This is a genomic window from Spiroplasma endosymbiont of Aleiodes alternator, assembly GCF_964031135.1.
In the GTDB taxonomy this organism is placed as follows: Bacteria; Bacillota_I; Bacilli_A; order Mycoplasmatales; family VBWQ01; genus Spiroplasma_E.
This window is the reverse complement of the sequence record NZ_OZ035008.1, coordinates 881,787-896,840: the sequence shown is the minus strand read 5'-3', so window position 1 is coordinate 896,840 and position 15,054 is coordinate 881,787. Positions and strand designations below refer to the sequence as shown.

The 15,054-nt window shown below is 24.0% G+C and carries 10 protein-coding genes, 8 tRNA genes and 5 pseudogenes; 9 read left to right on the top strand and 14 right to left on the bottom strand.

Features of this window, described 5'->3' with window-relative positions:
* Positions 1–96: 96 nt before the first annotated feature.
* Together ACQH20_RS05300 and ACQH20_RS05295 are read right to left on the bottom strand one after the other, a co-directional pair.
* A pseudogene (locus tag ACQH20_RS05300) lies at positions 97–645 on the bottom strand (IS30 family transposase); the annotation flags it as partial.
* An 87-nt stretch (positions 646–732) separates the two neighbouring features.
* Positions 733–1,707, bottom strand: a pseudogene (locus ACQH20_RS05295) (ISNCY family transposase); the annotation flags it as partial.
* Positions 1,708–2,772: 1,065 nt separating this feature from the next.
* Here ACQH20_RS05295 and ACQH20_RS05290 point away from each other — a divergent pair.
* Together ACQH20_RS05290 and ACQH20_RS05285 are read left to right on the top strand one after the other, a co-directional pair.
* Positions 2,773–3,000 carry a hypothetical protein gene (locus ACQH20_RS05290; protein ID WP_174481002.1) on the top strand — a complete coding sequence of 76 codons (228 nt, stop codon included), beginning with the start codon at positions 2,773–2,775 and terminating at the stop codon, positions 2,998–3,000.
* Entirely contained in the window at positions 3,000–3,197 is a 198-nt protein-coding gene (locus ACQH20_RS05285) for a hypothetical protein (protein WP_281749520.1), read from the top strand. Before ACQH20_RS05290 ends, ACQH20_RS05285 begins: the two co-directional genes overlap by 1 nt.
* A 53-nt stretch (positions 3,198–3,250) precedes the next feature.
* Here the strand turns inward: ACQH20_RS05285 and ACQH20_RS05280 are convergent.
* Positions 3,251–3,324: transfer RNA gene (locus ACQH20_RS05280), tRNA-Gly, on the bottom strand.
* A 161-nt stretch (positions 3,325–3,485) separates the two neighbouring features.
* Between ACQH20_RS05280 and ACQH20_RS05275 the strand changes: the two genes are divergently transcribed.
* Entirely contained in the window at positions 3,486–3,878 is a 393-nt protein-coding gene (locus ACQH20_RS05275; protein ID WP_425376776.1) for a hypothetical protein, read from the top strand.
* Between the two features lie 95 nt (positions 3,879–3,973).
* Here the strand turns inward: ACQH20_RS05275 and ACQH20_RS05270 are convergent, their stop codons facing one another.
* Together ACQH20_RS05270 and ACQH20_RS05265 are read right to left on the bottom strand one after the other, a co-directional pair.
* Positions 3,974–4,102, bottom strand: a complete 129-nt coding sequence (locus tag ACQH20_RS05270) for a hypothetical protein (protein WP_425376775.1) — start codon at positions 4,100–4,102, stop codon at positions 3,974–3,976.
* A 5-nt stretch (positions 4,103–4,107) separates the two neighbouring features.
* The gene (locus tag ACQH20_RS05265; RefSeq protein WP_252318968.1) at positions 4,108–5,652 is read right to left on the bottom strand and encodes a sodium-dependent transporter; all 1,545 of its coding nucleotides are present in this window, start codon (positions 5,650–5,652) and stop codon (positions 4,108–4,110) included.
* Between the two features lie 486 nt (positions 5,653–6,138).
* Between ACQH20_RS05265 and ACQH20_RS05260 the strand changes: the two genes are divergently transcribed.
* Positions 6,139–7,170, top strand: coding sequence for a hypothetical protein (locus ACQH20_RS05260; RefSeq protein ID WP_425376774.1), 1,032 nt, complete (start codon positions 6,139–6,141; stop codon positions 7,168–7,170).
* A gap of 152 nt (positions 7,171–7,322) precedes the next feature.
* Here ACQH20_RS05260 and ACQH20_RS05255 read toward each other — a convergent pair.
* The 7 genes from ACQH20_RS05255 to ACQH20_RS05225 form a co-directional block, all read right to left on the bottom strand.
* Positions 7,323–7,404 (bottom strand) — tRNA-Leu (locus ACQH20_RS05255).
* Positions 7,405–7,469: 65 nt separating this feature from the next.
* A tRNA-Leu gene (locus tag ACQH20_RS05250) sits at positions 7,470–7,557 on the bottom strand.
* A 6-nt stretch (positions 7,558–7,563) separates the two neighbouring features.
* Positions 7,564–7,638: transfer RNA gene (locus ACQH20_RS05245), tRNA-Lys, on the bottom strand.
* A 16-nt stretch (positions 7,639–7,654) separates the two neighbouring features.
* Positions 7,655–7,729 (bottom strand) — tRNA-Gln (locus tag ACQH20_RS05240).
* A 10-nt stretch (positions 7,730–7,739) separates the two neighbouring features.
* Positions 7,740–7,824, bottom strand: a tRNA-Tyr gene (locus ACQH20_RS05235).
* 11 nt (positions 7,825–7,835) lie between these two features.
* Positions 7,836–7,912, bottom strand: a tRNA-Thr gene (locus tag ACQH20_RS05230).
* A 7-nt stretch (positions 7,913–7,919) separates the two neighbouring features.
* A tRNA-Val gene (locus ACQH20_RS05225) sits at positions 7,920–7,995 on the bottom strand.
* A 440-nt stretch (positions 7,996–8,435) separates the two neighbouring features.
* Here ACQH20_RS05225 and ACQH20_RS05220 point away from each other — a divergent pair.
* A complete protein-coding gene (locus tag ACQH20_RS05220; RefSeq protein WP_425376773.1) occupies positions 8,436–8,897 on the top strand; it encodes a hypothetical protein in 462 nt (153 codons plus the stop codon).
* A 1-nt stretch (position 8,898) separates the two neighbouring features.
* On the opposite strand, the pseudogene ACQH20_RS05215 reads toward ACQH20_RS05220, so the two are convergent.
* Positions 8,899–9,897, bottom strand: a pseudogene (locus ACQH20_RS05215) (Mbov_0401 family ICE element transposase-like protein); the annotation flags it as partial.
* Between the two features lie 383 nt (positions 9,898–10,280).
* Positions 10,281–11,138: pseudogene (locus ACQH20_RS05210) on the bottom strand (IS30 family transposase); the annotation flags it as partial.
* Between the two features lie 87 nt (positions 11,139–11,225).
* Here ACQH20_RS05210 and ACQH20_RS05205 point away from each other — a divergent pair.
* The 4 genes and pseudogenes from ACQH20_RS05205 to ACQH20_RS05190 form a co-directional block, all read left to right on the top strand.
* Positions 11,226–11,357, top strand: a pseudogene (locus tag ACQH20_RS05205) (IS30 family transposase); the annotation flags it as partial.
* Positions 11,358–11,457: 100 nt separating this feature from the next.
* Positions 11,458–12,696, top strand: coding sequence for an IS256 family transposase (locus ACQH20_RS05200; protein ID WP_425377589.1), 1,239 nt, complete (start codon positions 11,458–11,460; stop codon positions 12,694–12,696).
* Between the two features lie 210 nt (positions 12,697–12,906).
* Positions 12,907–14,097, top strand: coding sequence for a hypothetical protein (locus ACQH20_RS05195; RefSeq protein ID WP_425376772.1), 1,191 nt, complete (start codon positions 12,907–12,909; stop codon positions 14,095–14,097).
* A 3-nt stretch (positions 14,098–14,100) separates the two neighbouring features.
* Entirely contained in the window at positions 14,101–14,979 is an 879-nt protein-coding gene (locus ACQH20_RS05190; protein ID WP_425376771.1) for a hypothetical protein, read from the top strand.
* The last annotated feature ends 75 nt before the right edge of the window (positions 14,980–15,054 follow it).

Here is a 15,054-nt window from a genome sequence, read left to right as displayed (position 1 = left end):
AAGCAATGAGTTAAAAACTTATATTAAATTTTTATAAATTAATTATACAAAATATTTCCTGAATTGTAAATATAAATGGGACAAATGGGACAGTTTTTAAAATAATTGTATTAAGTCTATTGGGCTTTTATAAGATAGTGATTTTCTGGGTGTAGAATTAATTTGAAATGCTATAGCATTTAAGTCTTTTTGTTTATATAAAGATAGATCTGTAGATTTTGGTAAATATCTTCTTAAAATACCATTATTATTTTCATTTAAACCTCTTTGACAAGGTTTGCCAGGATCTGCAAAATAAATCTTAACATTGCAAATTTTTTCGATTAATTTTCATTTACTAAATTCTTTACCACGATCAAAAGTAATAGTTTTAACTGTTCCTTTTTGTAACTTTGAAATAAATTTTATTATACTTTTTGTAATATTTTCTGCTTTATGATTTTTAGAAACTAAAGGAATTGTGGTTTTTGATCATATATCAGCTAAAGTAATAATAGAACTTTTATGATCTTTACCAATGATAGTATCACCCTCTAAATGACCAAATTCTTGTATATTTTTAATATTAGGAATGATTAAATTTCTTTCATGAATAGATTTACAATTATTAATTCGTCCTCTAGTTTCTTTTCGTTTATGATATTTTGGGACTTTCCTAAAAACTGTGTTTTTTAAATAAATTTTAGTTGTAAAATCACTAAGTTACACAGATTGCTGGAAAGTCCCAAAAATTCTTGAAAGATAAATATTTATTTCTTCTGATGTAGTAGCTTTAATCATAGCGGATTTATTATTATCAATGGGAAAGGCAAACTGATTATTAAAAGTATCTATATATGCTTTAATCAATTGATTAGCTTCTTTTAAATTTTGAATTTTATTAAGTCGTAATTCACTAATTAATCTACTTTGAAGTGTTCCAAATAAGCGTTCAATTCTACCCTTAGCTTGTGGAATTGAGGTTCTAATTATTTCAACACCTAAATCATTACAGCATTTTTGAAATTGAGTATAAGTGTCATTTTCTGGATTTATTTTACCTGAATCTATTTTTTTCTTATATCCAAAAACTGTTCTATTATCAGTATAAAATGTCTTTGGTATGCCATATTTAGTTAAAATTTGATAAAAAACATTATAATAACCATCTAATGTCTCTTGATGATCAAATCATAGTCCAACAATATTTCCTGTAGCATCATCAATTGCAGCATGTAAAAATGCTTTTGGTTTATCGTTACCAAATCAATGATGATTACTTGCATCCATTTGAATTAATTCAGCAAAATTTGTTCTACGATTTCTTGTGGGATGCAAGTTTTTTTTCTTATTCTTATGTCTTTTTGGTGAAGTGATTTTTTCTTGAATTAATGCATTATAAACTGTACTATAAGCAATTTTAGTGTTTTCTTCATTAATTAATTTTTCATGAAAATGTTGAAAATTAAAATTATAATATTTTGTTTTATATAAGTTAATAATTTTATTTTTAATTTCAATTTTTGTTGCTTTATTAGAAATTTTATTGCGAGATTTATGAATAAAACAAACTTTACCTTCTCTATTAAAAATTTGAATTAATTGGTTAATTCTTCTAATAGTTAGGCTAAGTTTATTTTTGGCTTGATGTTTAGATAATTTATTAATAACAATGTCATTGATAATTTTATATTTATATTGTTCTTTCATAGTCATGCTTCTTTCCATCTTTATCACCAAGTATATTTAACTTCACTTTTTGGGAAATTTTTACTCGATAACTAACAGGAAATTATCACTAAATAATGACATCTTGAATTTGTTGTTGTTTTTTCTTTTTCTGTTATAATATTTTCTGATTTTTTACTATATAGCACTTCTAAATATCTCCTTTTTCAAATTAAAAACCTATTTACTTTAAAATAAAAGTAAATAGGTAAAAACTTATATTAATTTTAGGAAAATTATATCATAATATCTATATTAAATATAGATATTTTTCATTTATTTTTGTATTAGATAACTATTGTTTAATTAGAAATAGTTACCTCCTTAGAACTTTTATAATTTAATTGTTTATAAAAAAATACATGTATATTAAATTAAATATTAATACTTATATAAGTGTTAATTATAATTTTAATCAAAAGTATTATTTTTTATGTTATTATATATTCATAATTTAATAACTGTTCAGTCCTAATATAGATATATCTTTATGTTAGGATTTTTATTAAATTAAAGTTTTAAAGAAAAGGAAAAAAGATTAAAAGAAATTCCTAAAGATAAAACTAAAACAAATTAATTAAAGTAGCAGTAAGCAATAGAACAGTTCTTGCTTATGCTTGAGACCCCAGATTAGTCAATAAGAAACATTGTGAGGTTGAGTTACAAATTATGAAACAAATGATTATTTTTGTTTCTATTGTTACACCTGACTATGTAGAGATGAAAAGCTTAGTTAAAAAAATGACAAAAACAAGTGAGTGATTTAATAAATAAAACTGAAGTTCCAATCAGTGAATATAAAAAATTTTGTTTTAAAAACAATTTCAGGACAATTATAAATAAAGATTACAAATGTAATCTTTATTTATCTCTTTATATTAATTTTAAGTTATTAATTTTTTTTATTGATTTTACTTGGAATTTCTTGTAAATGAGTTACAATTGTATTAAAGTTTTAAAGGAACTTTGGAACAAAATATTTTGGTTTTTTTATAGACCTCGTTTAAATTTTTGTATTTAAATTAGGTTTTTTGTTTTATTATATCGTTTAAAGGAGTGAGAAATATGAAATCACAATTTTATAGAGATGGAATAATTTATTATGCAATGAATTTAGAAAAGTGAGCAAATGTTGAAAATAAAACTTACTTTATAAAATATCATGATGTGATTTTAAAATTAACTGATATCATTAATTGTTATGATTTAAAAAATATTTCTGAAGTAAAAGTTTATAAGTTCTTAGCAGATGCTTTTAATAGTCGAATTTTAAAAGAAGTAGGGGATAACTAATGAAAATTAATTTAGAAGAATGCACAAATAATAAAATAAAATATTTAGAATCATTACCAGAAAGAACTAATGGAATGTCTTTAGTTATGTATCCAGTAAATTCATGAGCAGAAATAGTTAATAAATGTGCTTGCAGTAATTCTAGTGATGAAGAAACAGCAGTAGTACTACAAACTAAAAAAGGTCCTAAAATATAAACCATTATAAAATAAAAAAAGGCGTATTAATTACGGCTTTTATTTTTTTATAATGGAGCGGGTGATGGGAATCGAACCCACGTCTTCAGCTTGGAAGGCTGTAATAATACCATTATACGACACCCGCAGTTATGTTAACCACCATGTATTTATATCATATTACTAAAATTAAAGTCAACTACTTTTGATAAACATATTAAAAAAAATTATTTTTTAATCTTTTTTTTCAATATGTTTATTTTTTTCTTTTTAAATAAAAGAAGTTTTTCTTTAAAGATAAAAGAAACAATGACAAAAATAATTGAAGCTATAGCAAAAAAATGAGCAATTAATCATATAATTCAGAATTTATTAATATTTAAACTAAAAAGAAAAGTTGTGAACAATATTGTGAAAATTAGTGACAATGTTAAAAATACTAATAAAATTTGTTTTTTATTAGTAACTCATATTGGCATAATAAAAATAAATAGAATTATACTAGTAATTGGTCAAATCATAATTTGAATTGAAGTATTCATAATTTTGGCAACAAATGAGTTTTGAGATTTAGGAAAAAAATTATTAGTCATAAACATTAGTCAAACTAAAAATAAAAATAAAGAAGCAATTGTTAAAGTTATTTTGCTAATTAATAAAATTTGTTTTAATTTATTTTTTTCCATTTCACTCACCATTTAATAATAAGTTTTGTAATATGGCATTTTAATGCCATATTACAAAAAAACCTAATTATAATACTTTATCATAAGTATACTAAAATATTTTAAAAAATATTATTCTTTGTTTTTTTCTTTTCTTTTTTGTTTTTTATGACTCTTAAAATCCATTATGACAAAGAAAATAAAAAGACTAATAATACTTACTAAAGAAATTACCATTAAAATAATTGCTCCAACATCCATGTTTTTTAACCTCTTTCAGTTTTTGTTTTTATTTTAAATAATTTATTAAAACCATTATGAATATTTTTATGATAAGTTAAGATAAAAGTTAAAAGTAAAACTAACCCAACACCAAGTGTTAGACCAACTGTACCATAGACAAAATTAGCATTGATAATATTAATAATAAAATCATAGATACCAGTAGCAATATTAATTAAAATTAAAATTGGTGCGATAATTAAAATTACTATTTTATATCCTTTTGTTCATTTCATTCATGAATTTTCATTATTATATAATTTTAATGTATCATATAGTTTTCAGCCATATGGACTAATACCAATTAATAAAATAAACCCAATTATTAGTAGTCAAATTTGTGCTACTCAGATTGCTAGCCCATTAAACAGCGCTGGTGAATTACTAAAGGTAAATAATACTGATACTGCCATTGCTCCTAATAATGATATTGCTAATGCTTGTTTGCGTTTTAAATGAATTTCATATTCTAGACCATTTACCATTGATTCAACTTGACCAATTAGTGAGGACATACCCGCAAAGAAAAGTGTAACAAAAAATAATATTGCTAAAATATTTCCTAAAATAGGAACTTGATTATTAATAATAGCAAATAATTGTGGTATTACTTGGAAAATCAAAGCAGGTCCTGCTTGAAATACATCTTTAATATCAGTTTTACCTTGATTTTGAGCAATTGCACCTATTGAATTAAAAACAATAATTGTTGTTAATATACCAATAACGCTAGTACCAAAGGCTACTACAAAAGCTTGATTAGTACTATCTTGTTTTTCAGGAGCATGAGCTGCATAAATATAAATGGTTCCTGTACATGTTGATAACATAAAGAATGATTGACCAAAAGCATCTTTTCATAATCCAGGATTTAATAATTCTTTAGCATCTAAATCAAACATTACATTTAATCCAAGTTTAGCACCTGATAATGTACTAGTATAAATTGCTAAAATAATAATCATTAAAAATAAAAATGGAATCATAATTTTATTGGCTTTTTCAATTCCTTTTTCAACACCACCTAGTAGAATGATACCCAAAATAATTCATACACCAATTGTTGCAAGTAAAATCATTCAATTTAAGTTACCTAGGCTATTTAAATTGCTAATATCTTGATCATTTGTTTGTTGTAAAATATTATGATAAAAATAAGAACCTTTATTTAAATTAGAAGTAAAACTAATAATAATATTAATTAAAGTTCATCCTACTAAAACACTATAATAAGTACTTAGTAAAATAACGGTTGTTGAATGCAATCAAGAGAAAAAAGCACCCTTTTTACCTCCAACCTCACTAAAAAATTCAATATGATTTTTTCGATATTTATTACCAATTGTCATTTCAATAAATAAAACTGGTATTGCACAAATTACCATACATATTAAAAAAGGGATTAGAAAAGCACCATGATGGTTATACATTTGAGTTGGAAATCCTCAAATACCACCTAATCCTACTGCCGAACCCATTACTGAAAGTAAGAATCCTAATTTTGAGATATTTAAGCGTTGTTTTTTCATATTAATAAATGACCTCCTTTATAACAATTAATTATACAAAAAAAATATTTTATTAAAACCAATTTCAGTAAATAAAATTTTGCGATGTTATTTATTAATAATGTGTATTGGAAAATATATAGAAAATCAAAATTTTATTTTATTTAATAAAATGATATTATTACAAATAAATAATAAGAAAAAACAAGATTTTTAAGTAAATTTTAAAAAAGTAATATTAAAAAATAAAACTCCTCCTTATATAAGGAAATAATAAAAATTTATTTTTAATATTATTAATTTAATTATTTAAGTTATTAAAATTATTTTTCATAATTTCAATATTAATGATTATATTACTTTCATTTATTTAATATAGGGTTATAATACAAGAAGTAATAAATAAAGAGTAGAGTTTAGCTCATATTTAAGGATTGTAATTCTTAATATGGGTGTTTTTATATTAATTTTATTACTTTAAATTATTTTTTAGAAAGGATGAAAAATATGGATTCATCACCAGCAAGAAGTTATTCTTCTACAGAACAATTATCACCAAATGATTTAATATCAACTAATAATAAAAATAGGGTAGTACCTACTATAAGAGATGTGTTACTTACTCTTGGTAATTGAATGGTAACTGGGGGTAACTATTTATTATATCAAGATGGAGTATTATCACTAGCACCAGCATTATGTTTTATGGGGAAAGGAGCAATTAATTCAAAAATTTCGTTAACTAATTTAATATTAAGATATTGAAATATTAATAATGTAAGGATTAATAATTTATTAACAGTAGAAAGTTTTGCAACAGCACCATTATTACCACTAGCAGTAGCTTTACTTAACTGACCAACACCCAATCCAGATACATTACCTGTTACATATGCTTTTATTACAGCAGCAGCAGCTTCAAGTTTAAATCATATAGTGACAATTAGTAAAAAAATATCAGAATGTTGTGTACCTAATAATGAAGAAAATGCAATAAATCAACAACGTAATATATGACAAAAAATAGGTAATACAGCTGCAAGTTTATTAGCACCAATAACTATTGCTAGTGCAATTACTGGTGTTAGTCTTTTTGCATATCATGAATTAAGTAATCCAAATAATAATGATGATGACCAACCATTTTATAAGAAAAGATCAACGGCTTTTTGAGACACAATAGCTGGTCTTGCAATAGTTGGTACTGGTTTATTAGTAAATACTGGAATGGAATTATATGAAAATTGATGTGCGGATGTTAATAATTTTGATGAGGAAGATAATTATGAAAATATTTCTAGCAGTACATCTTCACCATCATCATCAAGTTCTGAAGATAGTGATGATAATAATCCATTATTAAATAAACCTTTTAATCCAGAAAAAATTAATAATGGAGAGGAAACACAATCAGTCATGTCAACTTCTCATGTTGTTGAAATAGCTGATCCTAAACCACTTAATATAGCAGCATTAAATTCTGAAGAACGTTTACCTGTTAAACAACAATCTTCAGAACGTCAATTATCAGTTTTATAATATTTAATATTATAAAAATAAAAAGGTATTCTGGGACTTTCCAGCAATCTGTGTAACTTAGTGATTTTACAACTAAAATTTATTTAAAAAACACAGTTTTTAGGAAAGTCCCGGTATTAGAATACCTTTTTATACTAATAATTTAATATTAGTGGTGCCCAGAGCGGGACTCGAACCCGCATGATTTCTCGGTAGATTTTGAGTCTACTGCGTCTGCCATTTCGCCATCTGGGCAAAATATAGTTTACTTGCTTATAAAAAATGAGGAATACTTCCTCGTCATTAATAAATATATAAAATGGTGCCCAGAGCGAGACTCGAACTCGCACAACCTGTAAAAGTCATCGGATCTTAAGCCCGACGTGTCTGCCATTTCACCACCTGGGCATCAAATGGTGTCCCCGGCAAGGATCGAACTTGCGACACCTCGGTTAAAAGCCGAGTGCTCTACCGCTGAGCTACGAGGACAAATTAATAAAATATATGGCTGAGGTGGTTGGATTTGAACCAACGCATGACGGCGTCAAAGGCCGTTGCCTTACCGCTTGGCTACACCCCAATAAGTAATATGGTGGAGGGGGAGGGAGTCGAACCCCCGAACTCGAAGAGATCTGGTTTACAGCCAGGTGCAGTTGGCCACTTTGCTACCCCTCCATAAATAATAATGGTGCTGATGACAGGAATCGAACCTGCAACCTACGGTTTACAAAACCGTTGCTCTGCCGGATTGAGCCACATCAGCAGGTAAATGGTGGAGTATGACGGACTTGAACCGCCGACCTATTGCTTGTAAGGCAATTGCTCTCCCAGCTGAGCTAATACTCCTTATTTATTGTTTTATTAGAATTATTTATTCTTAAAAAACCTTAATCATTATAATAGATATTTTTCACATTTACAATTATTTTTTAAAGATAATGTAAAATTATTTTATTTTTAATTATTTTTTAAAAGAAAAGTTAAAAGAAAAAACCAAAAAAAATAATTTTATGTTAAATATTACTATTTTATACCTATTTTCAGTTTTATATATTTTAAATATAATATTTTTTTTAAAGTTTGCTAAAATTTTTTGGTAGATTGTCAAAAATCCGGAATAAATTAAATTATTATAGTCTTATTATATTTTAGACAAGAAATAATTTGGATTTTTATGAAATTGTATTTAAATAATATAATTTTTTTAAATTTATTGCAACTAAAATACTTATAATTAAATTTAGTAAGTGCTAAACTTGTAAAGTAAAATTAAGGAGAATTTAAATATGAAAATTAAAACACTTAAAAAATTACAGTTAATAACTGTATTGTTATTTATTTTAACTATTTTAATTATGATTACCGGACTATTATTATTTGGTTTATTTCATGGAAAAGAAGTAGTAACTGTTAAAAATAATTATTTATTTAAAAATTCAGAAACTTTAACATTTGAATATAATGGTTTTACTTTATGAAGTAAATATAGTTGATATTACATATTAACCAATAATAATATTTCTTTTAAAAATTTCGGAAGTTGTTATATTATTTATAATTCTTATAGTTATCCTTTATTATGGTTAAAAATTGCAGTTATTTTTTCTACAATTGTAGTTCCAATTTTTGTGTCTATAATTTTGTCATTAACATTCTTAATTATTGGTTTAAAAAGAAAAATAAAAAATAATAATTTTTGAGATGCTATTGCAAATTGTGAAATAATAAGTAATTATTACATTCATTAAATTATGTTTCTAAATTTATTTTATTACATTTAAAAATAACCATTTTAATGTAAATACTAATATTATATGTTCTATTACCAAGCATTTCTTTTAAAACATGTCAAATATTAGTTTCTGTAAAACAACCAATATTTCACTTTGCACCTTGATTTTCAATACCTTGTTTATTATTTTTAAAATATTGTTTTTTTAACTTTTTATGATTATCTAATTGATTATATAAATAGTCAATTAATTGTTGATATTGACCATTATTAATTAAATTTTTACAATGATTATATTCTTGTAAATATTTTTCTTTATTTCCGGCCATTATTCCAAGATATAATGTTCTAATTAAATGAAATTTATCTAAAACAAATTGGGCACCTAAATAATCAGCAATTTCTTTAATTCATCCTGCACTATCACCACAAATAATAATTTTTGCTTGTTCAATATTTTCATAAAATTTTTGACAATGTTCTTTAACAAATTCAGCAGTTTTTTTAACACCAATTGCTGTTCTTGTTGGTTTTATAATTGCTTTTACTCTTTTGTTTTGTACTTTATGATTAATATTATCTGTATATGTTACTATTAATCGCATAGAATGTTTTGTACCTTTACGTTTAAAATTTCAAAATTTTCGTTGACCATCATCAATAGTAACAAAAACAGGTTGATTTTTTTCTAATTTTACTTTTACTGGATTTGCTTCAATTACTTCTAAATTTTTAAAAACTCTATGAATAGAACTAAGACTAATATTTGCTTTTTTTATAATATCTCAAATATCTCTGTATCTTTTTCCATCAGCAAAATATTCAATAATGGTTTTTTCAATATCTTCACCAATTCTTTTATATTTTGGTAGTTCTAGTATTTCATCAACTAAACAAACACGAACTCATTTTTGTATTTTTTCATTAAAATATTCATAAATTCTTCTTTTATAAGTTACTAATCCATGTATAGTTTTTCTCGTTCGATATTGATAATCAACAATTTTATATTTCTTTTTATCCCTTGTTTTTTTTTATTCTTCAATCTATTTTTTCTCATTTATTTGTTATATGTTTTAAAACTAATTTATCAATTTTTGCATTTTGTTCTCTAAAATTTCATTTATAATTAAAATTCAAATTTACTTCTCCTAACTATTTTAAAAAAATCAAAATTTATTGTAAATAATTTAAAATATTAATTTACTTGATTATTATATAAATATATAAGTGTAATTTAAAATTATTTAAAAAATTACTTTCATATTTAAAACCTGAATTGTAAATATAAATGGGACAAATGGGACAGTTTTTAAAATAATTGTATTAAGTCTATTGGGCTTTTATAAGATAGTGATTTTCTGGGTGTAGAATTAATTTGAAATGCTATAGCATTTTAGTCTTTTTGTTTATATAAAGATAGATCTGTAGATTTTGGTAAATATCTTCTTAAAATACCATTATTATTTTCATTTAAACCTCTTTGACAAGGTTTGCCAGGATCTGCAAAATAAATCTTAACATTGCAAATTTTTTCGATTAATTTTCATTTAGTAAATTCTTTACCACGATCAAAAGTAATAGTTTTAACTGTTCCTTTTTGTAACTTTGAAATAAATTTTATTATACTTTTTGTAATATTTTCTGCTTTATGATTTTTAGAAACTAAAGGAATTGTGGTTTTTGATCATATATCAGCTAAAGTAATAATAGAACTTTTATTATCTTTACCAATGATAGTATCACCCTCTAAATGACCAAATTCTTGTATATTTTTAATATTAGGAATGATTAAATTTCTTTCATGAATAGATTTACAATTATTAATTCGTCCTCTAGTTTCTTTTTGTTTATGAGGTTTATTTTTTCCTTTTCTTAATAAGTTATTTTCATCAAAACCCATTCGATTTGTTTTAAACATGTTATATAAAGTTTTTGTTGAAATACTTTTTATTTTATTTTCCTTTAAAAAATTAGCAATTATATCAAGCGCATAATTTTTAGTAATTAACAAATAATTAATAGTATTAATTTCTGTTAAAGTTAAAATTATTAATTTTCTACCTGCATTTTGCTTCTTTTTTTGAATTTGATTCAATATTTCTAATGGTAATAAGTTTTGATTTAATAATCTGCAAACTCTATGTACAGTTGATTTACTATAATCAACAGCTTTTGCTATTTTACGAATTGAAAATTCATAACTTTTATATTCTTTTATTGCTATTATTGATTCAATAGTCAGATACTTATACATTGTGCTAATTCCTTTCTTTTCTTAATTATAGAATTAACACAATTTAATTTTTATATAAATGTCCTTTTTAATTTTACAATTCAGGTTTCTAAAAATCATAAAGCAAAAAATATTACAAAAAGTATAATAAAATTTATTTCAAAGTTACAAAAAGGAACAGTTAAAACTATTACTTTTGATCGTGGTAAAGAATTTAGTAAATGAAAATTAATCGAAAAATTTGCAGGTAATGTTTAGTAATCTGTGTAACTTACAAAAATAACTATGTTTAATTAATTCTAGTAAATATAATTAAATGACTAGAAAGAGTGAGTTACAGATGGCTAAAAAGCAAAATATTAATAATAATGATCCAATATCAAAAGCAGTAGATTTATTATTAGAAAATACTGAAGATTTAACAACAGTTTTTAAAGAGGGAGGATTGTATAAAGAATTAACAAAAAGATTAGTAGAAAAAATGTTGAATTCTGAGATGCAAAATTATTTAGGATATGATAAGAATCAACATAGTAATAGTGACAATGCTCGTAATGGTATAAGTTCAAAAAAATTAATAACTCAACAAGGTAAAATTGAGATTGATGTACGACGAGATCGCAATAGTAATTTTAATCCTGTAATAGTTGCAAAAAGACAAAGAAGATTTGATGGTTTTGATCAACAAGTTCTTTCTTTATATGCAAAAGGTATGACATTATCAGATATTAGAATGCAATTACAAGAGTTATATCATGGTGCTGATATTAGTGAAAGTGTTATTAGTCAAATTACTGATGATGTTATTGATGATGTAAAAGCATGGCAAAATCGACCATTAGAAAGTGTCTATCCGATTGTTTATTTTGATTGCATAATAGTGAAAGTACGACAAGATAAAAGGATTATTAATAAATCAGTTTATATAGCTTTAGGAGTTGATTTAGAAGGTAAAAAAGATGTTTTAGGTTTATGAATTAGTGAAAATGAAGGTGCTAAATTTTGATTAGCAAATTTAACAGAAATGAAAAATCGTGGCTTAAATGATATTCTTATTGCCTGCAGTGATAATTTAACAGGCATGTCAGAAGCAATACAATCAGTTTATCTTAAAACAGAACATCAATTATGCATAGTTCATCAAATTAGAAATAGTTTGAAATATGTCTCATATAAGCATAGAAAATCTCTAGTTGCAGATTTAAAACCAATTTATACTGCATGTAGTGAAGAACAAGCAATGCAGGCTTTAGAATCCTTTGAAAATAAGTGAAATAAACAATATCCTCAAATTGCTAAATCTTGATATAAAAATTGAGATAATTTAATTGTTTTTATTAGTTATCCTGCAGAAATTAAAAGAGTGATTTATACAACAAATGCTATTGAATCTGTAAATAGTCAATTACGAAAAGTTATCAGAAATAAAAAAGTTTTTCCTAATGATATGGCAGTTTTTAAAATATTTTATTTAGCAATTGAAAATATAACAAAAAAATGAACAATGCCCATTCAAAATTGAAATACAGCAATTGCTCATTTTATGATAAAATTTGAAGATAGAATTAATCTAAACTAGTACTTTGTAAAACAAAGATACACAGATTACATAAAAGCCTCTAAAATTAGTCGTGGTTATCGTACAACTAAATTTATTAAATTAGCACAAGAAACTAAAACATTAGAACAAGTTGGAATTAAAGAAGCAAAAAACTTACAAGAAATTATTAGTCAAGTAAGTGGAAAAGAAATTTTAACAGATAAAATTATTGGTAATAAACGTTATTTAATGAATTATAGTTTTACTCCTAATCGTGAAACAGTATTACGAGATTTAGGTTATGTTGCTGAAAGACAATATAAGAATAATTTTCAAAAATTAGAAGCACAAGAGTTAAAAGATTACTTATTATTACAAAATACATTAATAAAATTAAGTCCACAATTAACTCCTAAATTTAAAATCAAAGATATTGAAAAAGCAAATAATTTTTTAAAAAAATATAATACTGATTTAAAAAAAGTATTATCTATGAACCAACATGATTGATTAAATTTAGTTCATACAATACACACAGAAAATAGATATGGAAAAACTTTAATTTTGGATTTACAAAAAATTCGTGCTAATTCTATTAAATTTAATTTTAAAAATAATGTTATTCATCAACTTGTTTTAAAAGCAAATCAAAATTTTAAATATTTTGATATTAGATTTTATTTAAAAAAAGGTTTAAATAAATTTTGAAAAGATACTCCATATTTTGAAAAATTACGAGAAAGTATATATAAATTACAAGAAAAATTTGAAAAGTTAGAAAAACAAGTATTTGAAAAAATTAATAAATTAAAAGAAAAAGTAACAGATTTATTTACTAGTGTAGAAAAAAGAGCAATTAAACATGCACAATTAATTCCATTAAATTCACCAGTATTTATGGGTTGTAAAATTCAACCTTTGTCATTAGATAAATGTGCAATTACTATTTATCATCGCAATCCTAAATATAAACCAATTACAGTTGTTGATAGTATTCTTAAAGCAGAAACTTTTGTTACTCAAATACATCCATTTCATTGATATCGTTGATATAGTGGTTGATACATTGGTTATGGTATTAATCGTAATAAATGATTAAAAGCAATAGCATTTGCTCCACCAGTGGTACAACAAGTAATTAGAGATAGTTTTAAAGTATATAGAGAAATATTTAGAATAATAAGAACTTATCATAAAGTAGTAAATGTTATTAATAATCCTATTGAAAATATTAATAAATCATTTAAAAGTGTTGGTTTAAAATTTTCAGTTAATACTTTATTTGGCACTGGACTATTACATCATTTAGAAAAATTTACATATAGTCAAGTTGTAAAAAAAGGTAAGAAAAAGTTACAAAAAGAAATTATCCATATATCACATAGAAAAAGTAAAACAAAAACTAAGCATTATAAAAAAGCATTTTTTAAGGAATGATAAATTATGATTAATAAACTTTGAACTGATGTCAGTCTTGAAAATTATAATAACTGATATCCATTAACTGGAAAAATTACAGAAACCCGACAGCAATATATACAGACATGACCTAATGTTAATGATTGATTTAAAACTTTTGCTATTCGTGCTCAAAATGATATTAATGCTTATCTTGATTTTATTTTATCTAAATTTCCTTTTGATAGTTTTAAAGATGAATTAATTAAAGAAACATTAAGAGATATGGTTTATGTAATGGTTGAACATTGAGTATTTAATCGTACACCAATTGAATTTAATGTTGATGCTACTATTCAATTTAATAATGGTAGTCAATTTAGTGCAAGTAGTACTCCTACGATTAATGTTTGAGATTTAGCACCTAGTAGAATGAAAATATGAGCAAGATTAACAGAATTAAAACAAATATTTTCAAGTTATAATGATGATGAAATAGATATTGAAAAAATTGACTTAAAAGCATTTTATACTAGAAATCAAGTTGATGAATTAATTGAACAACAAAAAGAATTTACATTATCAAAACAAATTAAATTATATGATGATTTAGTTGATGATAATGAAAATGAAATATATAGAGGTCCTGTTAGTAATTTTGTTAATAAAGGTTATGTTGCAACAGATTATGATAAAGAAACTGAAACAATGATTTTAGATTGACCAGATGAAATTGGAACATTACCACCCGAAGCATTACAAAATAATCCACAAATTGGTGATTTTACCCATGCACCAACTTGTGATTTTTCTGCTAAACAACAAAAACGAATTACTACAAATGAAAATGAAATTACCAAATTAAATAGTGAATTAATTAAAACAAACCAATATTGGGACTTTCCTAAAAACTGTGTTTTTTAAATAAATTTTAGTTGTAAAATCACTAAGTTACACAGATTGCTGGAAAGTCCCGATTTTTCAATAAAAAAAGAAGCA